Genomic DNA, 23,348 nt, shown 5'->3' on the forward strand with positions numbered 1-23,348 from the left:
GGCCGCAACTGCCGGACACGGTGGAAGCCCGCTTGCTGACTCGCACTATCAACGGCAAAGAGCGGCAGGTGCTGACCTCGATGGTCGACCCGATGAGCTTTCCGAGCGCCGATATTGTCGAGTTCTACAGCCATCGCTGGGAAATCGAGTTGGGCTATCGGGAGATGAAGCACAGCCTGCAACAGCACCGGCTGACCTTGCGCAGCAAGAAGGCGGCGGGTATACGGCAGGAGCTGTGGGGGGGGCTGGCGTACAATCTGCTGCGCAGCCAGATGGTAAAGATGGCGGCGAGTCTGAAGGGATACACGGCGAGTCAGCTGAGTTTTCACATGACGTCGGTCTATCTTATCCATGAACTGAGCTGCATGCCGTACCTATCACCGGGTACTATCCCGAAGCGGGTAGCTGACCTGGAGAAACAAGCGGGCCAGTTTGTGCTGCCGGAACGAAGGGAGCGAAGTTACCCCCGTTGCGTGAAGCCAAGGCCACAGAGGTATAGTGTGAAAAAAGCCAATAAAAACAATGCCATTCAGGCTTAACTGACTGGCATTACGCTCGATGAGCGGGCTTTTTATAAGCTGGTGCGTCCTAGTGGATTCGAACCACCGACCCCCACCATGTCAAGGTGATGCTCTAACCAGCTGAGCTAAGGACGCAGGGTGCGCAATGCGACTTTTATTTCTTTATGCAGAAGTGGTGGGTTTAATTGGATTCGAACCAACGACCCCTACCATGTCAAGGTAGTGCTCTAACCAACTGAGCTATAAACCCACATCTGCATTTCTTTCAAACCGAATGGTGCGTCCTAGTGGATTCGAACCACCGACCCCCACCATGTCAAGGTGATGCTCTAACCAGCTGAGCTAAGGACGCATAATCAGTGTTTTGTGATGGTGCGTCCTAGTGGATTCGAACCACCGACCCCCACCATGTCAAGGTGGTGCTCTAACCAGCTGAGCTAAGGACGCATCACAGAAAAGTGGTGGGTTTAATTGGATTCGAACCAACGACCCCTACCATGTCAAGGTAGTGCTCTAACCAACTGAGCTATAAACCCACTTTCTCTTACTTCACTACGCCAGCGCTGCTGACGTGGTCGGCATACTACCCATGCCCCCCAAGGCTGTCAACAGGCCATATGCACAAAGGAGACTGTTTGCCCAGTTCTTGCGCAGCCTGTTGATTTTGCAGGCGAGTTGCCGCTTGCCAAGCCCTGTTACTGAGATCGCGACAGGGTAGTGCAGGCTTCCGGAGTGGCAAAACGGCCATAGATGTAGCGCAATCTCGCCCCCAGCATCAGGGCCGCACTGGTAAGGCCGACGATAAAGCCGATCCAGAAACCCTGCGGCCCCATCCGCGGCACCAGCCAGTCGGTCAGACCCAGGATCATGCCGGTGGGCAGCCCCAGTCCCCAGTAGGCGACGATGGTGACGTAGAAGATCGCCTGGGTATCCTTGTAACCGCGTAGTGCGGCGGCCGCGACCACCTGCACCGAGTCGGAGATCTGATAGATGGCGGCGAAGAACAGCAAAATGGCCGCCAGGACGATCACCTGCTGATCATCGGTATAGATGGAGGCGATCTGCTCGCGCAGCAGTACCGTCATGGCGGCAGTGGCAGCAGCGATGGCCATCCCCAGCATCAAGCCGGTGCGAGCCGCTACCCGGGCGTGATGGGGTTGCCCTTCACCGATACTGTGGCCGACCCGGATGGTGACACCCACCCCGATGGAGAGGGGTAGCATAAAGACCAGGCTGGAGAAGTTGAGGGCAATCTGGTGGCTCGCCACCGTCTCGGCGCCGAAGGGGGCCAGCATCAGGGCCACCACGGTAAACAGGGTCACCTCGCAGAAGATCGCCATGGCGATGGGGAACCCTAAGCGAAACAAGCGCCAGATCCGGCTACCGTTGGGGCGAGCCAGCTGGGAGAAGAGGCGGATCTCGGTGAAGTGACGGGAGAGCTTCACATAGAGGATCATCGCCAGCAGCATGGCCCACAGCACGATGGCCGTGGCCACGCCACAACCCACCCCGCCGAGCTTGGGCATGCCGAAGTGGCCGTGAATGAAGATGTAGTTGGCGGGAATATTGACCGCCAGCCCGACAAAGCCGATCACCATGGTAGGCATGGTGTGGGAGAGCCCCTCACTGAAGTTGCGCAGCACCTGGAACAGCACGAACGCGGGCAGGCCCCACAGGATGGCGTGTAGATAACCAGTGGTCTTGGCGGCCATCACAGGCTCCACATCCATGAACTGCAACGCCAGCGGGCTGTAATAGAGGGCGATCATCGCCAGCGGGGTGACGATCAGTGCCAGCCAGAAGCCCTGATGAACGGCCGGACGGATTGCCTCCCGTTTACGGGCGCCATTGAGCTGGGAGACGATGGGGGTGAGCGCCATGATGATCCCCTGCACCAGCAGGATCACCGGAAGCCAGAAGCTGGACGCCACCGACACGGCAGCCAGATCGACCGCACTCACCTGACCCGCCATCACGGTATCGACGAAGTTCATGGCGACCTGGGCCACCTGGGCGACCAGAATGGGGCTGGCTAGACGGACGAGCTGCTTCGCCTCGGACCAATAACGTTGCACTGACACCTCCGAGTGGATCAGATAAGAGTAAAAAAGAGCGGAAATCGGGAAGAGCCTTTGCACTTTCGGACGAAAGTGCAAAGGGTGGGGGAGGCATTCTAGCCTGAAATTCAGCCAGGACGAAATAGTTGCCGCCCCGAGGGGCAGGATCAGGCGTCTTCGTGATCGCTGATCAGCAGGTTGGCTGCCGCATAGGCGGCCTGTTCACGCAGTTCGGCGGGTACCCGCTCATCAGCGGCGACCGCGTTGAGGGCGCGGATTGTGGCGGCGATGGCGTTTGGCACATAGCCCTGCTCGCCGGAGCCAATCTGGTTATAGGCGATACGGATCGCTTCACAACATTGATATACCTGCATTTCTTTTTCCTTGTTTACCCGGATGTGAACGGCGTCACTATAGCGATCGGACGCAAGCTTGTCAGCCTGTACCCTTGTCTCACCCTCTGCCCGAGGTTAACCTGCCCTTTTTGCAGTAGCAGGAGACGAGAGATGTTCACTGGCATAGTGCAGGGGACCGCCGAGCTGGTGGCCATCGAAGAGCAACCCAACTTCCGTACCCACGTGATCCGCATGCCAAGCTCGGCGTGGGGGGAAGGGCTGGCCCTCGGCGCCTCGGTCGCTCACAACGGCTGCTGCTTGACCGTCACCCGGGTCGAGGGGGATCTGGTCAGCTTCGATCTGATGCAGGAGACCCTGCGTCTCACCAACCTCGGCCTGTTAAAGGTGGGGAACAAGGTCAATGTGGAGCGGGCTGCCCGCTTTGGTGACGAGATCGGCGGTCATGCCATGTCTGGCCATATCATCGGCATGGCAGAGGTCACCTCGGTGATCGATACACCCAACAACCGTCAGGTGTGGTATCGCCTCGCCCCCGAGCTGATGAAATATGTGCTGACCAAGGGGTACATCGGCATCGACGGCATCAGTCTGACCATAGGTGAGGTGCGCGAGCGGGAGTTCTGCGTCCACCTGATCCCCGAGACGCTGGCTCGCACCAACCTCGGTTGGGTGCGCGCCGGCTGGCAGACCAATATCGAGATCGATCCCCAGACCCAGGCCATCGTCGATACCGTGGAGCGGGTGCTGGCGGCACGCGCGGGTAACTGAAAGGAAACGGCTCGGTTTCAATCGCCTCATAAGCAAGGGCCTGCAGTGTGCAGGCCCTTGTTATTTATATGGTGAAAATATCCACTCAACTTTTTATGACTCGCAGTCACAACATCTGCTCAGCTCTTTGCGACTTGCAGGCACAGCAGCTGCTCGGCTTTTTGTGACTCGCAATCAAAACAGTTGCTCGGCCTTTTGTGACTTGCAATCAAAACAGTTGCTCGTCGTCTGCATCCACAAAGAGTTGCAGGCAGTCGCGGGCTTCGTCGCGGTGAAGCCGCAGGTGGATCGGATTGCAACAGGCCATGCAATCTTCGTAAAACTCCTGATCACCCTGGCTGGCATCCAGCTCGACCCGGGTATGGTGGCCACAGTGAGGGCAGACGATGCGCTTGCTGGTGTACTCGATCATGATAACCTCCTCGGGCCCTGAGGCCGCCTATCTACCCTGATTCTAGTCGGGCTGCAGGGGGTTAACCGCGAGCAAACGCACGTTTATGACAGAGATCAAGCCTGAGGGATGGCAAGGTGCAACCGGCTGGAGTGGTCGTGTGCGAGAGGAACAATCTGGTTGTGAATGACGGGTGAAAAGAGGGGAATTGCCAACGGTTGTTTGGCAATCACAGGGGGCAGGAGCCCCCCGCGGGTATGAGAATGCGAGCGCAACAAGGCACCGATAGGCGCTACTTGACCCAGCTGGCCAACATGTCGCTATTGAGTTCGGCCAGCGAGCTTAGCTGGTAGTTGGCGATGGCCAAACGTGGGTCACCCACTAAAGCCGGATCCGGCACGATCAGCGCTGTCATGGAAGCCGCCTTGGCCGCCAGCAGGCCGGTAAAGCTGTCTTCGATGGCTAGACAATGGACGGGCTCTACCCCCAGCTTTTCGGCGGCGTGGATATAGACATCCGGGTGCGGTTTGCCGAAACGCTCGATTTCAGCGGAGTGGACCGCCATAAAGCGATCGCGAATGCCGAGTTTGCCGAGCACAGCTTCTACCATCGCAAAGGGTGAGGAGGTCGCCAGACCCACTTTCAGGCCGCGGGCCTCGATAAGGTCGAGCGCTTCCAGCACACCGGCTTTGGCCTGACCTTCGGAGAGGATCAGGGCGTTGACCTGATCCAGAATGCGCTGCACCACCTCTTCCTGGCTCGGGCCGCTCCACGGGCGCAGGCGATACCAGTGGGCAACCAGCTGATCGATGCGCACGCCGATGGTCGATTCGCAATCCTCTACCGTGTGGGGGTGACCCAGTTCGGAGAACACGGCGATCTGGGCCCGTTGCCAAAAGGGTTCCGAGTCGATCAGAACACCATCCATATCGAAGATCACGGCAGCTAACATCTTGTACTCCTGACAAATTTGAAGAGGGGATTATAAGCCTGACGGGGAAATGCAAAAGGGGCATTGCCATGCCCCTTGCGCCCGATCACATCGGCAAACGTTTGTTTTGCTATGGCAAAAAAGTCCTTAGAACAGCACTTCGACCTTGGCGGCCACGGCTTTGGCTTTCTCTACCGCATCCTGGCAATCCGCTGCGCGGGCCAGCGCCACGCCAAGACGGCGGCGACCGGCGATCTCCGGCTTGCCAAATAGCCGCAGCTGGGCGCCCGGCACCAGCACCAATGCCTCACCAATTCCCTGATAGCGGATATCCTGGCTGTGCCCTTCGCGCAGCACCACGGCAGAGGCGCTCGGCCCGTACTGGGTGATGGTGCCGACCGGCAGCCCCAGAATGGCGCGCACATGCAGGGCGAACTCGGAGAGATCCTGAGAGATCAGGGTCACCATGCCGGTATCGTGGGGACGCGGCGAGACCTCGCTGAACCACACCTCATCGACCCTGATAAAGAGCTCGACTCCGAACAGGCCGTAACCACCGAGCGCCTCGACCACCTTGGCCGCTACTTCTTTGGAGCGGGCCAGCGCCAGCTCGCTCATCACCTGCGGCTGCCAGGATTCGCGGTAGTCGCCATCTTCCTGACGGTGGCCGATCGGCTCGCAGAAGTGAATGCCATCGACGGCGCGTACCGTGAGCAGGGTGATCTCGTACTCGAAGGGAACGAAGCCCTCGACGATCACCTTGCCACGACCGGCGCGGCCGCCCTCCTGGGCGTAGGTCCAGCTCTCATCCAGCTTGGCGAGATCGCGCAGCACGCTCTGCCCCTTGCCGGACGAACTCATCACAGGTTTCACCACGCATGGCAGGCCGATGGCTTCAACTGCGGCGACAAACTCCTCCTTGCTCTGGGCAAAGCGGTAGGGGGAGGTGGGCAGACCCAGGGTCTCGGCGGCGAGGCGACGGATCCCTTCCCGGTTCATGGTGAGCTGGGTGGCGCGGGCGTTGGGCACTACCTTGACCCCCTCCTGCTCAAGGGCTGCCAGGGTATCGGTGGCGATGGCCTCGATCTCGGGGATGATGAGGTCGGGTTTGACCTCGGCGACCAGGGCGCGCAGGGCGTTGCCATCGAGCATATCCAGCACATGGGCTTTGTGCGCCACCTGCATGGCGGGGGCATTGGGGTAGCGGTCGGCGGCGATCACTTCGATCCCGAACCGTTGCAACTCGATGGCGACCTCCTTGCCTAGTTCGCCGGAGCCCAGCAGCAGGGCACGGGTGGCGCCGGGGCGGGTTGCGGTTCCAAACATACGATCTCTCCTGATGTCGATGGTCATTGTTGATGATCGCTATTACACAAATAGCGGACAAAAAAAGAGGCACGCATGGCGTACCTCAGGAAACGGGTTTGTGAGCGCGCTGCTCCAGATGGGTCAGCAAGGTAATGGCGCCAATGATGATAGCGGCGCCAAGCCACAGACGGCCGGGGGGGGCCCAGCCAAATACCAGCCAGCCCGCCAGCACGTTCATCGGTAGCTTGGCAAAATCGAAAGGTTGTACGAAGGAGGCCTCCGCCACGCTGTAAGCGCGCGCGATGGACATCTGGGCCAGCGCCGTCAGCACGCCGGAAGCGGCTACCAGCAGCCACTGGTTCTCATTTGGCCACTGCCACTCCGGCAGGGCCAGCATGATGTTGAACGGGGTACTGAAAATAAGCAGATACACCACGATGGTGTGGGATGATTCGTTGGCCGCCTGATAGCGCACCATCAGGGAGTAACCTGCCCAGAACAGCGCCGCCGCCACCGGCAGCAGGGAGGCCCAGTTGAATTCGTCAGTCCAGGGGGCGAGGATCAGCATGGCGCCGGCAAAGCCCGCCAGGGTGGCCAGAATGCGGGTGCGGCTCACCTGCTCCTTGAGCAGCAGGGCGGAGCCCAGGGTGGCAAACAGCGGTGAGGTCATCAGCAGGGCGATCCCCTGCCAGATGGGGACGGGGTACGCCAGTGCCCAGAGCCAGAGCTGGATGCCGATCACTGCCAGCAATACCCGCAACAGGTGCAACCGGAACTGATTGGTCATCAGGGATTGGCGCAGGCCATGACGAACCAGCCAGGGCAACAGGCAGACCAAGGCGATCAGGTATTGATGAAAGGCGACCTGAGTAGAGGCAAGGCCGAGTTTGAAGCTGACATACTGGCTCAGGCTGTTGACGGCGGCGAAGCAGAGTCCTGCCACCATCATCCAGACTGCACCGGCCAGAGGAGAGTGCCTGCGCGAGGGTATCATGGGATCCGGGTCGCTGGAAAAAAGTGCGGCGGATCATAACGGCAATCGTTTGTTCTGCCAAGGGTTGAAGCGCGGCCGCAGGGTTGGCTGGCGAGGAAGTGGCCTTGCATCAAAAAATTTGAACAAGTTGAGCATCTATTTTCGCTATCAGCAGATAAGCACAATGTTTAGAGTGACCTCCATCGACAGCAACGCTGTTCAACCGACAACCAAATGGAGTTTCACCATGGCCAATATCCTCGTACTCAAATCCAGCATCCTGGGTCAATATTCCCAATCCAACGCCCTGATCGACGGCTTCCTGGCGGATCATCAGGATGATGTCGTCACCGTGCGTGATCTGGCTGCCCTCAACCTGCCGGTGCTGGATGGCGAGTTGGCCTCCGGCCTGCGCGGTGGTGACAACCTCAATGAACGTCAACTGGCGGTGATCGCCCAGTCCGACGAGCTGATCGCCGAACTCAAAGCGAGCGACTTGGTGGTGATTGCGGCCCCCATGTACAACTTCAACATCCCGACCCAGCTGAAAAACTGGATCGATCTGGTGGCTCGTGCTGGCGTCACCTTCCGTTATACCGAGACCGGTCCGGTCGGTATGGTTGAAAATACCCGTGCGCTGGTGATCAGCCCCCGCGGCGGCATGCACGTTGGCAGCGTCACCGATCTGGTCACTCCCTACATGCGTACCGTGCTCGGTTTCATCGGTATCAAAGAGGTGGATTTCATCTACGCTGAAGGGATGGGGATGGGCCCGGATGCCCAGAGCAAGGGGATGGAAGCGGCCAAAGCGCAGCTTGAGGCTCTGGCTATCTAAGGGCTTTCTCTATAAGGGCTCTCTATCCCGTCAGGGGTTATCTCTTCAAGGAGTTGCCCAGCCAGAAACAATAACGCAGCCATCAGGCTGCGTTTGTTTTTTGGCTCGATTATGATTGCGACAGACGTTGCTGCTACAGAGAGTATCGCGGCAAGTGGTTGGTATAGATGTTCTGGCGGAGTCACTACTCCATCATAAAGCGGCGACAACCACGCACCAGCAGCAATGCCACCGCGACCAGCAGGCCAAGCAAGAGGGTGGTTAGCCACTGTTCGGTACTTTGCGGCATGTGGGGCGTGAAGAGGCTGATCATCAACAGGGTACAGAGCGTGATCAACAGGCTCTGTCGGGTCATCAATATCATGGGGTCATCCTTGGTTTGCTCACCTGAAACGATTTTAATGCCCTCTTGTGACAGGGTGATGTATCCGTGCATCACCCTGTTGGGGCTCTTCAGACCATATCAGGTTTTTACCGCAGAGCCAGCGCCATCACTGGCGCTGTGATCCCGATCCCGCTAGCTCTCTTTATCTGAACTGTTTCTGCGCTGGCTGGTAGTGAAAATCGCCGCTGGCGAGCCGCGCTTCCAGTGCCGCCTGATCGATATCCTGCGCTTTGCAGAGATCATCCAGATCGTCATAGCGATCACGCAGCTGCATATTGACGACGCTCAGCAGCATGTTGATGTCCATGGTGGCGAACTTTTTCAAATCCATGATTATTTCTCCCGATCCAGTGATTGCAACTGCTCGATGGCGGCGCTGACGCTGTGCAGATGCTGGCGGATCGCCTCGCGGGATTCGCTCGGCAGATAGTCGGTCAGGGTGTGTTGCCAGCTGCCAGCTTCACTCTTGAGCTGCAGGAAGAGGGCGAGCCCGGCATTGGTGAGGGAGACCAGGCTGATGCGTTTATCCTGCTCGCTGCTCTCGGTAAAGATGATCCCTTTTTCGACTAGACGGCGGATCTCGCGGGAGATGCGCACCTTGTCCATGCCGCTCGCCTCGACCAGCTCTTTCTGGCTGATGGGGTAGTTGGGGCCGAGCACCATCATCAGGCGCCATTGCGGCACGGTCAGCTGGTAACGCTGTTCATAAAACTGTTCGAAGGTATCCCGTAGCATCTCGGCGGCATGTACCAACTGATAGGGCGGGTAGTGAGCGAGTAACGCTATGATTTTTGACATATTACACCCTGCTGTGACGGCTGCATCAGATGCAGTTTCTTTTGATACTTTGACATTGATGATACGAAACTCAAGCTGATTTGTCTGACCCGGTTGCGATGAAATGTGCGGTGGCGCACGCCCTCAAGGAAAAACCGGGTCTGACCGACGGGATTTTAAGCCAACGCTGTTCAGCCTTTACGCAACCAGATGAGGGCGTTCTGTTTGAGCCAGGCCTCGCGTGTGTGGATGGCGTAGAGCGCGGCCTCGTCGCGGCTGCCCGCTTGCCAGCTTTGTGGCTCCTGTTTGGGCAGCTTGCGCTGACCCAGCAGGCAGGCCGGAATGTGCGGGTTGGCCTCGATGGCGATCAGCAGATGGGGCTTGGCTGCCTCGGCTCCCTCGGTAGCAAAGACCATCAGCGCCTTGTTGTAGAGCAACCAGCTGGAGGCTTCATCGAAGCGCACCAGCAGGGCGGCCAACGCCTGCCAATCCCCTTGCAGTGCATAGAGGGTGGAGAGGTTGTAGCGGCAACCCAGCTCATCGGCCACGCAGATTGTCAGCAGCGCCAGATACTCGGCTTTGGCCTCGCCCAGCTTGCCAAGGCGCAGCAGGCAGTCGGCGCGGCCGGCTCTGGCGGCCAGCAGAGGACGCAGCTCGGGGGCACTCCAGCCGTGGCCGGCGATTTGCTGCCAGAAGGCTTCATCAAAGAGTGGAGTGGCATCGGCGATGATCTTCTCGAACCAGCCGAGGCGGGCCTGATGATCGCGGCAGCTGTCGGCCAGCTCGAACCAGGTCTGCCACTGTTGGGCCTGCTCGCCATTGAGGGCCACATCAGCGCTGGGGGCGGCCTGATACTGGTCGAGGTTGAGCAACTGGTTGAGGGCGGTTTTCATATTCTGGCGCTGTCGTTTGCAGAACTCGACAAAGGGGAGTTCGCTGGCGGCAGCGCTATAGAGCATCTGGGCCATCTGCTTGTCGCGAAACAGGCTCAGCTCGGCGGCCAGACTGAAGCGGTACTGGGTGGTCGGGTCGTTCAAATCCTTCGGCTTGGGCCAGGTGGCAAAACCCATGCTGAAGCCATAACACCATTGACCGAGGGGGTGGCTCTGTTCGAACACCTGCTCGGGGTTATCGCTGGGCAGGCGGCATTGGCTTGGCAGGGCCAGCTGGGCGTCGTCGGCTTGGGATTCCAGCTCGGCGATCAGGTGGTTGAGGGCTTCTGCGCTTTTTTCATCCAACTCGACATCCTGTTCCCGCAGACCAGCCAGCGGGCGTTGCCAGTCAGGGCTTTCCGGCCCCACCAGACGAGCACAGAGAAAACCGTGCAGGGCCGGGTAGGTCATGTCCTGATCGCTGTGGCTCTGGATCCATTGATTAAGATGGCGGGTACGAGTGGATGGGTTCATCGACAGTTCCTCTGGATTTGAACAGCCGCGAAGTCTACCTAAAAGTGGGGTTATTTGCAGCAAATGGCCGCCTGTTTGGCGATTTAATCACCATTGGCGGATAAGATAGGGGCGAAAGGGCGGCTCGTGGTGGCTTGGGGACTAGGCCAGATCACCGCTCTTGAGGTAACATGCGCGCCCATAGGGGTCATGTTCAGTTGGCCCATCCGGGTAATGAAAAAAGAGAGCACCATGATACAGATTGGCAAGATGAACACCCTCACCGTTGTTGAACTCGAAGACCGTGGCGCCTGGCTTGCGGCCGATGAGTACGGTGAACTGCTGCTGCCCAAGCGTCAACTGCCGGAAGGGGTGAAAGAGGGGGATAGCGTGCAGGTCTTCCTCTATCTGGATGCCGATTGCGAGCCGGTGATCACCACCGACAAGCCATTTGCCATGGTGGACGAATTTGCTGGTCTGAAAGTGGTCAATGCCAACAAGATTGGTGCCTTCCTCGACTGGGGCATGAAAAAGGATCTGTTTGTGCCCAGCCGCGAGCAGAACAAGCCGATGCAGGTGGGCCACGTTTATCTGGTGCGTCTGCAACTGGATAACGAAGGGCGCATGGTCGGCACCAGCCGCATCGAGCGTTTCCTGACCCCGGCCGGCAGCAACTTCAAGGTCGGTGACGAAGTGACCGCGCTGCCGGGGGAGCACTCGCCCCTTGGCATCAAGGTGATCGTCAACGGTCAGTATCCCGGTATGCTGTTCAAGAACGAGGTGTTTGGCCGGGTGATGACCGGTCGGCCGCAAACCGCCTGGGTCAAGCAGGTGCGCGAAGATGGCAAGCTCGATCTGACCCTGCAAAAGCCGGGTCTGGCGCGGGTTGATGATGCCGGTGAGCGCATTCTGAGCCGGATGAAAAAGCAGGGCGGCAGTCTGGCGGTGGGTGACAAGAGCGAACCCGAACTCATCTACAAGCTGTTCAGCATGAGCAAGGGCACCTTCAAGAAGGCGATCGGCGGCCTCTACAAGCAGGGCAAGATCGTCATCGAAGATAACGCCATCACTCTGGTGGCCACAGAGACCGACTCGGCAGTGGATAGCGAATAAGATGCCGAGCCCCTGTGTTGGCCTCTGCAAGGCGAAAGATGGGCTTTGCCTTGGTTGTGGCCGCACCCTGAGCGAGATCGGCCACTGGTCGGCGATGGATAGCAAGGCCCAGCTGGCGGTGATGGCCGAGCTGAATGGCTCGAAAAGCACCCACTGCTGTCCGGGTTGTGGCGAACCGGCCTATTGCGCCGTCTCTGCCGGTCAGACCATCGCCCAGTGCTGGTGCAGCCAGTTGCCGGTATTGCCGATGCAGGAGGCCAGCGCTTGCTGGTGCCGCCGCTGTCTGGCCAAGGCCATCGCGGCGCAGGATTAGCAGAGAACAGAAATAAAAGAGAATACAGAAACAAGAAAGGCGCCGATGGCGCCTTTTTTATGCCTGCTGCTGGCGATGCCAGCGCACATGCACTTGATCTTCGGTCAGCAGACGGGGCAGCAGGAAGGTGGCGAAGATCACCTCAAACTCATCCTGATGATCCAGTAAACCGACCCACACTTCGACCCAGCGCTCCATATCGACCGGCTCACCCAGCTCGGTCGACCAGTCGGCATTGGGCAGAGTCGCCTCCACGGCGCCACGCTGCTCAAACTCCAGGGTGATGTCGACAATTTGTTCGGGGGCCAGCATATCGGCGGCCTGCTCAAGAAACTGATCATAGGCCCATTCGACCAGCTGATCCGGGGTACGCTGTTCCATGAAATCACTCCAGATACATCGAGGTTCGCTACTGTAACAATTATTGGCTGTGGCGGCCAGACCAGTGCGCCGGGCGTGGCTGGCCTGTCCAAGTTGCCGTTGGGGGAGTATGGTTAAGGCGCGGATCATCTGGCAGGGAGTAAGGGGATGAAGCAGCGGGGACGGCGGCAACAGATCAAGCGACGGCGCGAGGCCTGGTGGTGGCACTATCTGCCGCTTCACCGCGAGACGGTGGGCGGTCATCTGGGCCCACCGGAGAAACCCGATGAGCCCTGAGGATCAGTCGGCCTGATGCACCCGATTGAGGGTGATCTGACCCAGTTGCCCCATCTGGCGGCGGATCCAGACCGAGCGCTTCTGCACATAGGGTGAAGGGGGCTTGACCCGATAACGCCACGGATTGGGCAGGGCGGCGGCCAGCAGGGATGACTCGTAGCGGGTCAAGCGGCTGGCCGGTTTGCCAAAGTAGGTGCGGGCGGCGGCTTCGGCGCCATAGATGCCGGGGCCGAACTCCACGATATTGAGATAGACCTCGAGAATGCGGGCCTTGTCCCAACCCAGCTCCATCAGCAGGGTAAACCAGGCCTCCAGCCCCTTGCGCAGGAAACTGCGATCACTCCACATAAAGAGGTTCTTGGCGGTCTGCTGGCTAAGGGTGCTGGCACCGCGCACCCGTTCGCTGTGCTGGTTGTGCTTGAGTGCCGCGTTGATGGCATCCATGTCAAAGCCGTTGTGATCGGCAAAGCGCTGATCCTCGGCGGCGATCACCGCCAGCTGCAGCTCCTTGGAGATGGACGCCAGATCTACCCATTGATGGCGCACCTGGGTGATCTTGGCGGGCGGAAACAGAGCTCGCTCGATACGCCAGCTCCACATCGGCGGATCGATAAAACGCAGCAAGGCGACCGAGCCGACCGAGCAGAGCAGCCCGGCCAGCGCGATCTTGCCCGCCCACCTTAACACCCGGCGCCCAAGCGATGCAGATGCGCGCACGGGGGCCACGGCGTCAGGGCCAGACTCCCACTGATAGTGGCTGGGATCATCGGGATCCGGAATTATTGGGGCAGCCATTCGATGTGGCAGAACTTCTCGTCAACACGGCGGGAGAGCAGCATGCGGGCAAACAGATGCTCATACTCTTGTTCTTCATTGCCAAGGCCAACCCAGATCTCGGCATAGTCGGTATCGCTCACCGCAAATCCCACGTCCGCTTCCCAGTCATCGGCCGGGTCGGTTTCGGCCAGCAGGCCGCGGTCGTTGAACTCCTGATTGAAGCGGGCGATCTCCTGCTCCGGCAGGTTGTCAGAGGCCAGCTCCATAAAGAGTTCGAGGGCGGTATCGAGCAGTTCCTCGACGCTGTGCATTTCGTCATTCATAGACATAAGCGGTCTGTTCCAGAAAAGAGAAAAAGGTGCCGGCGCAGATCACAACCTGCGGGGCGGCGCTATTCTAGCGGTCGGCAGACCCCTTGGCGAGATGAGGCGAACCGCTGTGACCTGTTTTTGTGCCAATAAAAAACCGGATCCAGTGACAGGATCCGGTCTTCATTGGGGGAAGGGGTCACGCATAGGGCGTCAGCTCATCCCTTCTTGTCATCGGCGAAGGTGATGTTGAGCTCCAGTACCGACAGCTCATCACTCTTCTGATCCAGTTGGACGGTTATCTTCTCCGGATCAATGTTGACGTATTTGCGGATCACATCGAGGATGTCCTGTTTGAGCTGGGGCAGGTAATCCGGCCCCCCTCTGGATGAACGCTCGTGAGCAACAATGATCTGCAACCGCTCTTTGGCCAGTTGTGCGGTGTTCTGTTTCTTGTTGGAACGAAAATAATCCAATAATGACATGTTTAACTCCCGAACAGTCGGCTAAAGAAGCCCTTCTTCTCTTCTTCCAGAAAACGAAATTCCTTGGCATCGCCCAGCAGGCGGGACACCGCATCTTCGTAGGCCTGACCGGCATCGGACTCCTTGTCCAGAATGACCGGTTCGCCGGAGTTGGAGGCGCGCAGCACCGCCTGGGACTCCGGGATCACCCCGAGTAGCGGGATGGCCAGGATCTCCTGCACATCCTGCACGCTCAGCATGTCGCCGCGGTTGACGCGGGTCGGGCAGTAGCGGGTCAGCAGCAGGTGCTCCTTGATGGGGTCTTCGCCACGCTCGGCGCGGCGGGACTTGGAGGCCAGGATGCCAAGGATGCGGTCGGAGTCACGCACGGAAGAGACTTCCGGGTTGGTGGTGACGATCGCTTCGTCGGCAAAATAGAGCGCCATCAGTGCGCCCGCCTCGATCCCTGCCGGGGAGTCGCAGACGATGTAATCGAACTTCATCTCCGCCAGCTGATCCAGGATCTTCTCGACCCCCTCACGGGTGAGGGCATCTTTGTCCCGGGTCTGGGAGGCGGGCAGGATAAACAGATTTTCCGAGCGTTTGTCCTTGATCAGCGCCTGATTGAGGTTTGCTTCCCCGTTGATGACGTTGACGAAGTCATACACAACGCGCCGCTCGCAGCCCATGATGAGATCCAGGTTTCTCAGACCGATGTCAAAGTCAATGACCACTGTCTTGTGACCACGCTGGGCTAAGCCGGTGCTCAGGGCCGCACTGGTTGTGGTCTTGCCAACGCCACCTTTACCCGATGTAACGACTATGATTCGCGCCATTCTCGCTTCCTTGTAACTCTATTTGATACGGTCTATTCGGAGTTGTTCATTGTCCAGCCGGACGTGTACCGGTTGCTGGATCAGGCCTGCTGGCAATGCATCGCTCAGCTGGAATGTGCCCGCGATGGAGAGCAGCTCGGCCTGTAATTGCTGGCAATAGATCCGGGCCTGGGTGTTGCCCCGGGCACCGGCAATGGCTCTGCCACGCAGGGTGCCATAAATATGAATGCTGTCGTCGGCGAGCACTTCGGCTCCCGGACTGACGGACCCCAGCACCACCAGCGAGGTGCCGGCGGCGTAAATCTGCTGGCCGGAACGAACAGGTCCCACATGTACCTTGCTCGGGATCAAGGGGGCGGGTTCGGGCTCGGGAACCACCTCAGGGGCGGCTGGCGCGGGGGCAGGCTCGGGTTCCGGTTCGCTCTTGCGACTCTTGCCCGAGGCCATCACGGCCAGTCCCACCGCCTTGGCGGCTGTCTTCATCTCTTCACTGCGCGCCCCCGTGATGCCGACCAGCACAAACTCTTCGGACTCCACCAGCTCCTTGAGCTGTTCGAAATCGGGAATATGTTCCAGTCGGGAAACATTGATCACCAGCGGCGCACAATTAAAAAAGTAGGGTGCCTGGGCCACTTTTTCGGCCAACAACTGACGGATCCGCTCAGGCTCGCCATCGCTGATATGCAACACAGAAATAGTGAAGGTGGTCCCTTTCAATTCGTTATCGCGCTCAACCATGAATCTTCCCCGAGGCAGAGATGCTAATCCGTTATTGTTATTCAATTCCTGATGTTATAGTTTGCCCCCATCAGAGGCAATAAACTCGTCGGATTATATCAATTTCCATGTTGTGTGCAGTCTATAAAAGTCGCAAAAAAGCCGAGACCTACCTTTTTGTTGAAAAAAGAGAGGATTTCTCCCGCGTTCCCGAGCCATTGCTGAGCGCATTCGGGCGTCCCGAGCTGGTGCTGATGACCAAGCTGGATCCGGCCAAGCCCTTGGGGCTGGCTGATGTCGGCAAGGTGATGGCCGCGCTGACCAACCAGGGGTTCTACCTGCAGGTGCCACCGCCCCCCGAGAATTTGCTGGAGCAGCACAAGGCCAGCCTGAAAAAACCATCCTGAATATCCAGCCCCGTTGTGTGATCTGCCCAGCGGGGCTAATTCTTTGTGACTCTGCATGACGCATTCCGGCTCCGGAGAGGTAGCTTGCGATAATCCCGTGACAGGATCTGGCCAAATTAAACCCTCCCTTTGGTGATATTCACTTTTCGCTGTTTAAATAGAAAGTCAATCTGCTCCCAACACCATATCGTCAACCTTTGCTGGCGCTCACAAAAATAGCGAGTGGCGCGTACTCATATCCTCCATTTCAACGGCTATTGGCTCATTCATCGATTATTTTCAGCCTCTTCCTTGGGCGTTTTTTTGGCCTCCACTGCGTGATGAGTTGTCCATCAAAGGGCGAGTAAAGAGGGCGGTGATAACTGTACTAAAACCAGTTTGTGCGATGCGCTGTGGCCAAAATGATGAGCTAACCCCCTGTTTGTGTGCTTGATTGTTTGCCCTGATCACGAAAGTGCCACATAGGTGGAAATCAATGTGGCGGCGTGATAATCCGCAGGGTGAGTGGTAACCGCGTCTTGCCAAACAAGGGTATGACCAAAGGGGGGGGATATTGAGCTGAGGGGTCATCTCGATATCGATTAGTTGTGAAAGCGTGACCGGGGCAAGATAGCGGGTAAAGGTTACTGGCAGGGTAGAATGTCGCTTCCAATCCATTGAGACGAGTTAATCAAGGGATGTAATTAGAGAGGTATGCAGACAAGGCAATCCGCATTGCGGTGGCGTAGCAGGGGTATATCAGCGGCGCTCTACAGTGAAATGGTCGGTATGCCGGTATAAGTGCCCGGCATCCCATTCGGGCAATAAAAAAGGCGGGATATCCCGCCTTTGTTCAGATGAGGGTCGCAACCCCTATTTATTCGCAAGCAACCTGCATCACCTTGATGGCCAGACCACCACGGGAGGTTTCACGGTACTTGGAGTCCATGTCCTTGCCGGTGATGTACATGGTCTCGATCACCTTGTCCAGGGAGACGCGCGGCTTGGAGGTACGACGCAGGGCCATACGGGAGGCGTTGACAGCCTTCATGGCTGCGATGGCGTTACGCTCGATGCAAGGCACCTGTACCTGACCGGCAACCGGATCACAGGTCAGACCCAGGTTGTGCTCCATACCGATCTCGGCAGCTTCGCAGACGTGCTCCGGGCTACCGCCCATCAGCTCGGTCAGACCGGCAGCGGCCATGGAGCAGGAGACACCCACTTCACCTTGACAGCCCACTTCGGCGCCGGAGATGGAGGCGTTCATCTTATAGAGGATGCCGACGGCACCGGCTGCCAGATAGAAACGGGTGTACTCGTCACGGCCAACCGGCTGGATGAACTTGTCGTAGTAAGCCAGTACGGCCGGGATGATACCGGCAGCGCCGTTGGTCGGGGCAGTGACCACTCGGCCACCGGCAGCATTCTCTTCACTCACGGCCAGAGCGAACATGTTGACCCAGTCAACGATGTTCATCGGGTCGCTCGAGAGGTTCTCGTTGGTGTTGAGCTGACGGTAGAGCGGTGCGGCACGACGGGGTACACGCAGCGGGCCGGAGAGAACGCCTTCGGTACGGCAGCCGCGCTCGATACCTTCGCGCATGGTGTTCCAGATCTTGCCGAACTTCTTGTAGATCTCTTCCGGAGTGTTGAAGCACTTCTCGTTTTCCATCATCAGGGCAGAGATGGAGAGACCGGTCTGGCTGCAATGGGCAACCAGCTCGGCGGCGCTCTTGAACGGATAGCGTACGGACATGTCGCCGCTGTCAGCCTTGCCGAAGTTCTCTTCGTCAACGATGAAACCGCCACCGATGGAGTAGTAGGTCTTGCTGTAAACCACTTCATCTTCGATCAGGGCAGTCAGCTTCATGCCGTTTTCGTGCAGCGGCAGGGCTTCGTCGTGGAATACCATGGCGTCGCGCGGGAAGCTGACGGTGTGGCAGTGCAGGCCGATCGGCAGGCGCTCGGTCTGCTCAACACGGGAGATAAACTCGGGGATGGCATCGATATCGACATTTTCCGGCAGGTTGCCAGCCAGGCCCATGATGATGGCAGTGTCGGTATGGTGGCCTTTGCCAGTCCAGGAGAGGGAGCCGTAGACATCGACATTGATCCGGGTTACATCGCGGATCTTGCCGCCCGCGCGCAGCTCGTCAACAAACTGTTTGGCCGCTTTCATCGGGCCAACAGTGTGGGAAGAAGAGGGGCCTACACCGATTTTGAAGATATCAAAAACGCTGATCATGTCACTATTACCTCAGGGTAGAAGGGGGCGGCATGCCCACTCACAGAAATTTGGGAGATCCATGGAACGCGCTTGTCAGCGCAGGTCACAGAACCAGATAACCGTAGTGTAACGGCTCCAGACCTAAAAAAAGTTGAAATAGATCTATTTTTGTTGAATCTGAGGCGCGAGTATAAAATTTATTTTTGTGCTTATCCATTTTGTTAAGCGTTTGCCCATAAAAATACCCGGCGATGCCGGGCATTTCGGAACCAAATGGAGTCATTTGCCGTTTTTTAACATTCGGTAATGTTAACGGCGAGGCCACCACGGGCCGTCTCCTTGTATTTGGTCTTCATGTCGTTGCCGGTCTCCCACATGGTCTTGATCACCTTGTCGAGCGACACCTTGTGCTCGCCGGTGCCGCGCAGGGCGAGGCGGGCGGCATTGATCGCTTTCACTGCGCCCATAGCGTTGCGCTCAATGCAGGGCACCTGTACCAACCCGCCAATGGGATCGCAGGTGAGGCCGAGATTGTGCTCCATGCCTATTTCGGCGGCGTTCTCCACCATGGCCGGACTGCCCCCCAGCAGTTCGGTCAGTGCGCCAGCCGCCATGGAGCAGGCAACCCCAACTTCACCCTGACAGCCCACTTCGGCGCCGGAGAGGGAGGCGTTCTTCTTATATAAGATGCCGATGGCAGCCGCGGTGAGGAAGTAGCGGATCAGCGTCTCGTCATCCACCTTGTGGACGAAGCGATCGTAGTAGTGCAGCACGGCGGGGATGATGCCCGCAGCGCCATTGGTGGGGGCGGTGACCACCCGGCCACCGGCGGCGTTCTCCTCGTTGACCGCCAGCGCAAAGAGATCGACCCACTCCATCACCATCAGCGGATCCTTGTTGAAGTTGGTCTCGCAGTTTAGCTGGCGGAACAGCCCCGGGGCGCGGCGCCGAACCTTGAGGCCGCCCGGCAGCACCCCTTCGCTTTTGCAGCCTCGCTCGACGCAGCCCTGCATCGCCTGCCAGATCTTGCGCAGCCCCGCTTTTATCTGCTCATCGCTGCGAAAGACCCGCTCGTTGGCGAGGATCAGCCCCGAGATGGAGAGGCCGCTCTCCTGACAGTGGGCCAGCAGTTGGGCGCCGCTGTCGAACGGGTAGGGGACAGGGTGTTCGGCATCAGACTTGGCGGCCTCTTCCTTGGCGGTGGCAAAGTGGCTCTCTTCAATGATGAAGCCGCCCCCGATGGAGTAGTAGGTCTGGCTGAAGCGCAGGTTTTCCTCTTTATCAAAGGCCCGCAGAGTCATGCCATTGGTGTGGGCCGGCAGGGTTTTGCGACGGTTGAAGATGATGGCACCGGTGCGGGGAAAATGGCTTGGTTGCTCGCCTGCCAGCTGCAGGTTCTGCTCCTTTTCAACTCGAGCCAGAATGGCGGGAATCGCATCGATATCGACCGATTCCGGTTCAAAGCCTGACAGACCCAGAATGATTGCCTTGCCGGTACCGTGCCCTTTGCCGGTCTGGCCCAGCGAGCCGTAACACTCCACTTCGACCCGCGTGACCTGTGGCAGATGGCTTTGCAGCTTGAGCTGCTGGACGAAGGCATAAGAGGCACGCATGGGGCCGACGGTATGGGAAGAGGAGGGGCCAATTCCGATGGAAAACAGGTCAAACACGCTGATCATGACATCAATCCGGTGATGGTTTATGTCTGTTTATTCTAGGATTTTTGACGTGGATGGAAAGCGGGGATGTGCGGTGCTGTGACATGGACACAGATAATGGGGCTGGGGATTGCCCAAGAAGGTTGAAGGGGCTGATCCCCTTCAACCGGCCTGGTCAGTCGAGAAATTCGCACAGATAGGCAGTGGGAGTTTTCACTTCCAGTTTGAAGGAAGAGTGACCGGCCACCAGGAAGGATTCACCCTGGCTGTAGGTGTGCCACTCATCTTCATCAGCCAGCTGGATGGTGAGGGCGCCCTTGATCACTGTCATCCGTTCGGGGGCGGCGGTGTTGAACAGATAGTCACCGGCGTTCATCACCCCGATGGTTGATTTCTCGCCTTTTTGTTCGAAACCGATAGATTTTACATTTCCGTCGAAATACTCGTTAACTTTCAGCATCTTTACATCCCTGTGTGTACGTTTGTGCAGCCAAACTAGCACAATCTTTTGCCAGTTGTCATGGGGGATGAGGTAAAAATCGCCGAGACCGCTTTGAATCTTCACTTTTTCGCAAACTTATTAATAGCCAAGGTTAATGATTTGCTGATTTAAAACAGCAATTAAATGTGAGATAACACGCGCAAACAGGGGAATGGGCAGCCGCTCATTCCCCTGTTTGGTTAATTGCACTGGGAAAAGTGTGAATTTTGCTACATAAAGGAACATATTGTGTTAACTAAAGGACTCATTAAAAACATCGGCTTCCAGGTTGTGGTCGCCATGGTACTGGGCGCAGTGGTCGGCGCGTTCATGGGTGAACAAGCCACCGTGTTTGCACCGCTCGGTACCCTGTTTATCCAGCTGATCAAGATGCTGGTGATCCCGCTGGTGGCGGTTGCCATCCTCTCCGGCGCCGCCAATCTGGGCGCCAGCCCGGCTGCGGGCAAGATCGGGGCCGCCACGCTGGCCTTCTTCCTCGTGACCTCCGCGTTGGCCGTGTTGCTGGCGCTGGTGATGGGGCAGATCTTCAAGCCGGGTGTCGGGGTCGATTTCGCTTCCGTCGCCTCCATGTTTGGCGGTGACTACGCCGATAAAGGGGCGCTGCCGGATGCAGTCGCCACCTTGCTTGGCATGATCCCCACCAACGTCTTCAACTCCCTCAACGAAGCGAACATCCTGCAGATCCTGGTGTTCTGCATGTTCCTCGGCATTGCGCTGGCCAAACAGCCGCGCGAGCGGGCCAAGCCGTTGGTCGATGGGCTCAATACCTTGGTGGATGCCTTCGTCTGGATGATCAACAAGGTGATGATCATCGCGCCGCTCGGGGTGTTCGGTCTGATGGCGGAAGCCATCGGTACCTACGGCTTCGATGTGCTGACCCTGGTGCTCAAGCTGTTCGTGGTTTATGTGGCTGCCATCCTCATCTTCGGCTTTGTGGTCTACCCGCTGCTGGTGATGATGTTCTCCAACACGCCGGTAATGAAGTACCTCTCTGCCATGAAGAAGCCGCAGATCGTGGCCTTCTCCACCGCCTCTTCCATGGCGACCCTGCCGGTCAATATGGAGACCTGCGAGCATGATCTGAAAGTGACCAACGCGACCGCCTCCTTCGTGTTGCCGCTGGGTGCCACCATCAACATGAGTGGCAACGCCATCTATTACGGTCTGGTCGCCATCTTCTTCGCGCAGGTTTACAACATCGATCTGAGCGTCGGTGCCTGGGCGGCCATCATTGTGACCTCCACTCTGGGGGCGATCGGTCAGGCCGGTGTGCCGGGCCCAAGCTTCCTGGTGGTTGCCGTATTGCTGGCGGCCGGGATCCCCATCGAAGGGCTGCCGCTGCTGTTTGCGCTGGATCGACTGTTCGACATGATCCGCACCTCCCTCAATATCACCGGCGATGCGGCCTGTGCTGTCATTGTTGACCGCTTCAGCCCGGAATATGACCCAGAGCGCTGGAACAAGGCATAATTGCTTTGAGCTGGACTGAGATATAACAGCCTTGAGCTGACACTGCGTAACGCGAGCCCCTGCCATGATGGCGGGGGCTTTTTTATATCTGCCGGACAAGTATCAGAGCAAAGGTGTGCAAAGAGATTGCTGACGGATTTAGCTGTGTTGAATGGAGAGTACAGGAGGGGAAAACGTCAGTTGTGGGCATGGGCCGTATGGCGTCAACCGGCCTGTTGTAGATGCCGGGGTAGGGTATTGTCAAACGGCGGGTAACAAAAAGGGGAGCCTTGCTCCCCTCGGATATGATCTGCTGCTGGTTCTACTCCATCAGGCCATATGGTTAAACCATCCTGGTTACACCCTTGTGGCGAAAGAAACAGCGTCAACGTGATGAAATCATATCTATGTTGACCATCTCGGCATTATTACTGAAAAGCGCCAGTTGGTGGCGATTAAACAGACATGGCAAAGAGGGTCGGTCCGGATTGATGCCTCTCTATCCGGCTCAGAACTGTGACAGTGAGGGCAGAGAGACAGCAACCAGGGTGAAAAACACCGTGAAAACGGCAGTAACGACAAACTCTTTCATTTTTCTCTCCCTAAGTTGTTGGTTGATGTAGTCAAGATACCATAACAAGGGGGTAAAACAAGGTGTAAATTGATAAAACAGCTTCTTTGCTTGTTAGGTTGGTTGAGATGGCTATTTTTGTCATATTGAGCTGATTTTATCACCCGCTATGGCATGGTAGGCATTAAAAATTCTGTCTTTATGATTATTTCATTTAAATTCAATTGGTTGGTGAGTTGCTGGTTGGCTTGGTGATGGGTTTTGTATGGGGCTTTAGTGGCATTTTATAAGTTTTCCTCCTCGTAATAGTGTCATTGAGGCCATAAAAAGTGCGCAAGGCAATGATTTGACGATTCCTGACGTAGATAGCCCATCCAAAAGAAGTCTATGGAGAGAGTCTGGTTGCCAACCCTTGTCACACCATCACTTTATCAGTCCGGAGTCTCCGCATTTTTACAGCAATACACTGGGTTCATAGGGAGGAGAGCCGTGCATCGGGGGGATACAGAGTAGCAGCTGGCTGTTTTATCACCGCCAATTTCCCCGTTGGCCTCGGAATAGACATGGCTGCAGCAAGAGTGAGGTGCGCAATAGAGCAGAGGCGTACTCTCTGGCTGGGCTGGGCTGGGCTGGGCTGGGCTGGGCTGGGCTGGGCGCGAGTAGCGATCCGCGTGGCCGGT

General features: G+C 57.7%; 27 protein-coding genes and 5 tRNA genes. 8 read left to right on the top strand and 24 right to left on the bottom strand.

Annotation, left to right across the window (positions count from 1 at the left end; genetic code table 11):
- Positions 1-539 (top strand): transposase (locus AB5Y76_RS09660; protein WP_368177718.1); only part of this gene is annotated, 539 nt, incomplete at its 5' end.
- Positions 540-579: 40 nt separating this feature from the next.
- On the opposite strand, the gene AB5Y76_RS09665 is transcribed toward AB5Y76_RS09660, so the two are convergent.
- From AB5Y76_RS09665 to AB5Y76_RS09695, 7 genes are all read right to left on the bottom strand, one after another.
- Positions 580-656: transfer RNA gene (locus AB5Y76_RS09665), tRNA-Val, on the bottom strand.
- Positions 657-694: 38 nt separating this feature from the next.
- A tRNA-Val gene (locus tag AB5Y76_RS09670) sits at positions 695-771 on the bottom strand.
- 25 nt (positions 772-796) lie between these two features.
- A tRNA-Val gene (locus AB5Y76_RS09675) sits at positions 797-873 on the bottom strand.
- Positions 874-891: 18 nt separating this feature from the next.
- Positions 892-968: transfer RNA gene (locus AB5Y76_RS09680), tRNA-Val, on the bottom strand.
- A 12-nt stretch (positions 969-980) separates the two neighbouring features.
- Positions 981-1,057, bottom strand: a tRNA-Val gene (locus AB5Y76_RS09685).
- Between the two features lie 159 nt (positions 1,058-1,216).
- Positions 1,217-2,596 (bottom strand): MATE family efflux transporter, encoded by a 1,380-nt coding sequence (locus tag AB5Y76_RS09690; protein ID WP_005360967.1) that lies wholly within the window; start codon positions 2,594-2,596, stop codon positions 1,217-1,219.
- Between the two features lie 149 nt (positions 2,597-2,745).
- Positions 2,746-2,952: a YaeP family protein gene (locus AB5Y76_RS09695; protein WP_005345813.1), complete on the bottom strand. Its 207-nt coding sequence runs from the start codon at positions 2,950-2,952 to the stop codon at positions 2,746-2,748.
- 132 nt (positions 2,953-3,084) lie between these two features.
- Here AB5Y76_RS09695 and AB5Y76_RS09700 point away from each other — a divergent pair, with 132 nt between their 5' ends.
- Positions 3,085-3,702, top strand: coding sequence for a riboflavin synthase subunit alpha (locus AB5Y76_RS09700; protein ID WP_263717743.1), 618 nt, complete (start codon positions 3,085-3,087; stop codon positions 3,700-3,702).
- A gap of 208 nt (positions 3,703-3,910) precedes the next feature.
- On the opposite strand, the gene AB5Y76_RS09705 is transcribed toward AB5Y76_RS09700, so the two are convergent.
- The 4 genes from AB5Y76_RS09705 to AB5Y76_RS09720 form a co-directional block, all read right to left on the bottom strand.
- Positions 3,911-4,114 carry a CPXCG motif-containing cysteine-rich protein gene (locus tag AB5Y76_RS09705; protein WP_005336871.1) on the bottom strand — a complete coding sequence of 68 codons (204 nt, stop codon included), beginning with the start codon at positions 4,112-4,114 and terminating at the stop codon, positions 3,911-3,913.
- A gap of 271 nt (positions 4,115-4,385) precedes the next feature.
- Positions 4,386-5,045 (bottom strand): hexitol phosphatase HxpB, encoded by a 660-nt coding sequence (hxpB, locus tag AB5Y76_RS09710; RefSeq protein ID WP_263717742.1) that lies wholly within the window; start codon positions 5,043-5,045, stop codon positions 4,386-4,388.
- A 126-nt stretch (positions 5,046-5,171) separates the two neighbouring features.
- A complete protein-coding gene (gene purT / locus AB5Y76_RS09715) occupies positions 5,172-6,350 on the bottom strand; it encodes a formate-dependent phosphoribosylglycinamide formyltransferase (protein ID WP_263717741.1) in 1,179 nt (392 codons plus the stop codon).
- Between the two features lie 85 nt (positions 6,351-6,435).
- A complete protein-coding gene (locus AB5Y76_RS09720) occupies positions 6,436-7,326 on the bottom strand; it encodes a DMT family transporter (protein WP_263717740.1) in 891 nt (296 codons plus the stop codon).
- 226 nt (positions 7,327-7,552) lie between these two features.
- On the opposite strand from AB5Y76_RS09720, the gene AB5Y76_RS09725 reads away from it, so the two are divergent.
- Entirely contained in the window at positions 7,553-8,140 is a 588-nt protein-coding gene (locus AB5Y76_RS09725) for an FMN-dependent NADH-azoreductase (protein ID WP_263717739.1), read from the top strand.
- 184 nt (positions 8,141-8,324) lie between these two features.
- On the opposite strand, the gene AB5Y76_RS09730 is transcribed toward AB5Y76_RS09725, so the two are convergent.
- The 4 genes from AB5Y76_RS09730 to AB5Y76_RS09745 all read right to left on the bottom strand — a co-directional run bounded on the left by AB5Y76_RS09730 (position 8,325) and on the right by AB5Y76_RS09745 (position 10,708).
- The gene (locus AB5Y76_RS09730; RefSeq protein WP_075115065.1) at positions 8,325-8,504 is read right to left on the bottom strand and encodes a hypothetical protein; all 180 of its coding nucleotides are present in this window, start codon (positions 8,502-8,504) and stop codon (positions 8,325-8,327) included.
- 163 nt (positions 8,505-8,667) lie between these two features.
- Positions 8,668-8,856 (bottom strand): DUF4250 domain-containing protein, encoded by a 189-nt coding sequence (locus tag AB5Y76_RS09735; protein ID WP_005336858.1) that lies wholly within the window; start codon positions 8,854-8,856, stop codon positions 8,668-8,670.
- A 2-nt stretch (positions 8,857-8,858) separates the two neighbouring features.
- Positions 8,859-9,323: a MarR family winged helix-turn-helix transcriptional regulator gene (locus tag AB5Y76_RS09740; RefSeq protein ID WP_005336856.1), complete on the bottom strand. Its 465-nt coding sequence runs from the start codon at positions 9,321-9,323 to the stop codon at positions 8,859-8,861.
- Between the two features lie 170 nt (positions 9,324-9,493).
- Positions 9,494-10,708: a YecA family protein gene (locus AB5Y76_RS09745; protein ID WP_263717738.1), complete on the bottom strand. Its 1,215-nt coding sequence runs from the start codon at positions 10,706-10,708 to the stop codon at positions 9,494-9,496.
- 231 nt (positions 10,709-10,939) lie between these two features.
- Between AB5Y76_RS09745 and AB5Y76_RS09750 the strand changes: the two genes are divergently transcribed.
- Positions 10,940-11,800 (top strand): S1 RNA-binding domain-containing protein, encoded by an 861-nt coding sequence (locus AB5Y76_RS09750; RefSeq protein WP_005336853.1) that lies wholly within the window; start codon positions 10,940-10,942, stop codon positions 11,798-11,800.
- Between the two features lies 1 nt (position 11,801).
- Positions 11,802-12,113, top strand: a complete 312-nt coding sequence (locus AB5Y76_RS09755; RefSeq protein ID WP_107683055.1) for a DUF1289 domain-containing protein — start codon at positions 11,802-11,804, stop codon at positions 12,111-12,113.
- A 57-nt stretch (positions 12,114-12,170) separates the two neighbouring features.
- On the opposite strand, the gene AB5Y76_RS09760 is transcribed toward AB5Y76_RS09755, so the two are convergent.
- Positions 12,171-12,494 (bottom strand): HI1450 family dsDNA-mimic protein, encoded by a 324-nt coding sequence (locus tag AB5Y76_RS09760; protein WP_005336851.1) that lies wholly within the window; start codon positions 12,492-12,494, stop codon positions 12,171-12,173.
- Between the two features lie 147 nt (positions 12,495-12,641).
- On the opposite strand from AB5Y76_RS09760, the gene AB5Y76_RS09765 reads away from it, so the two are divergent.
- Positions 12,642-12,770 carry a hypothetical protein gene (locus AB5Y76_RS09765; RefSeq protein WP_019445852.1) on the top strand — a complete coding sequence of 43 codons (129 nt, stop codon included), beginning with the start codon at positions 12,642-12,644 and terminating at the stop codon, positions 12,768-12,770.
- Positions 12,771-12,773: 3 nt separating this feature from the next.
- On the opposite strand, the gene mtgA is transcribed toward AB5Y76_RS09765, so the two are convergent.
- The 5 genes from mtgA to minC form a co-directional block, all read right to left on the bottom strand.
- Positions 12,774-13,565 (bottom strand): monofunctional biosynthetic peptidoglycan transglycosylase, encoded by a 792-nt coding sequence (gene mtgA / locus AB5Y76_RS09770; protein ID WP_263717737.1) that lies wholly within the window; start codon positions 13,563-13,565, stop codon positions 12,774-12,776.
- Positions 13,550-13,876 carry an HI1450 family dsDNA-mimic protein gene (locus tag AB5Y76_RS09775; protein ID WP_005352317.1) on the bottom strand — a complete coding sequence of 109 codons (327 nt, stop codon included), beginning with the start codon at positions 13,874-13,876 and terminating at the stop codon, positions 13,550-13,552. The genes mtgA and AB5Y76_RS09775 overlap by 16 nt, the downstream gene beginning before the upstream one ends.
- A 197-nt stretch (positions 13,877-14,073) precedes the next feature.
- The gene (gene minE / locus AB5Y76_RS09780; protein WP_005336848.1) at positions 14,074-14,340 is read right to left on the bottom strand and encodes a cell division topological specificity factor MinE; all 267 of its coding nucleotides are present in this window, start codon (positions 14,338-14,340) and stop codon (positions 14,074-14,076) included.
- A gap of 2 nt (positions 14,341-14,342) precedes the next feature.
- Positions 14,343-15,155, bottom strand: coding sequence for a septum site-determining protein MinD (gene minD, locus AB5Y76_RS09785; RefSeq protein ID WP_005336847.1), 813 nt, complete (start codon positions 15,153-15,155; stop codon positions 14,343-14,345).
- Positions 15,156-15,173: 18 nt separating this feature from the next.
- Complete coding sequence (gene minC / locus AB5Y76_RS09790; RefSeq protein WP_013723728.1) at positions 15,174-15,893, bottom strand: septum site-determining protein MinC; 720 nt, start codon at positions 15,891-15,893, stop codon at positions 15,174-15,176.
- Positions 15,894-16,000: 107 nt separating this feature from the next.
- Between minC and AB5Y76_RS09795 the strand changes: the two genes are divergently transcribed.
- The gene (locus tag AB5Y76_RS09795) at positions 16,001-16,279 is read left to right on the top strand and encodes a YcgL domain-containing protein (RefSeq protein ID WP_005360946.1); all 279 of its coding nucleotides are present in this window, start codon (positions 16,001-16,003) and stop codon (positions 16,277-16,279) included.
- An 856-nt stretch (positions 16,280-17,135) separates the two neighbouring features.
- Here AB5Y76_RS09795 and AB5Y76_RS09800 read toward each other — a convergent pair.
- The 3 genes from AB5Y76_RS09800 to AB5Y76_RS09810 form a co-directional block, all read right to left on the bottom strand.
- A complete protein-coding gene (locus AB5Y76_RS09800) occupies positions 17,136-18,506 on the bottom strand; it encodes an L-serine ammonia-lyase (RefSeq protein ID WP_005336844.1) in 1,371 nt (456 codons plus the stop codon).
- 275 nt (positions 18,507-18,781) lie between these two features.
- Positions 18,782-20,167: an L-serine ammonia-lyase gene (locus AB5Y76_RS09805; protein ID WP_263717735.1), complete on the bottom strand. Its 1,386-nt coding sequence runs from the start codon at positions 20,165-20,167 to the stop codon at positions 18,782-18,784.
- Between the two features lie 154 nt (positions 20,168-20,321).
- A complete protein-coding gene (locus AB5Y76_RS09810) occupies positions 20,322-20,606 on the bottom strand; it encodes a pyrimidine/purine nucleoside phosphorylase (RefSeq protein WP_263717734.1) in 285 nt (94 codons plus the stop codon).
- A gap of 270 nt (positions 20,607-20,876) precedes the next feature.
- On the opposite strand from AB5Y76_RS09810, the gene AB5Y76_RS09815 reads away from it, so the two are divergent.
- Positions 20,877-22,118 (top strand): dicarboxylate/amino acid:cation symporter, encoded by a 1,242-nt coding sequence (locus AB5Y76_RS09815; RefSeq protein WP_005360943.1) that lies wholly within the window; start codon positions 20,877-20,879, stop codon positions 22,116-22,118.
- The last annotated feature ends 1,230 nt before the right edge of the window (positions 22,119-23,348 follow it).

Source organism: Aeromonas sp. R1-2, assembly GCF_040908505.1.
Classification (GTDB): Bacteria; Pseudomonadota; Gammaproteobacteria; order Enterobacterales; family Aeromonadaceae; genus Aeromonas; species Aeromonas veronii.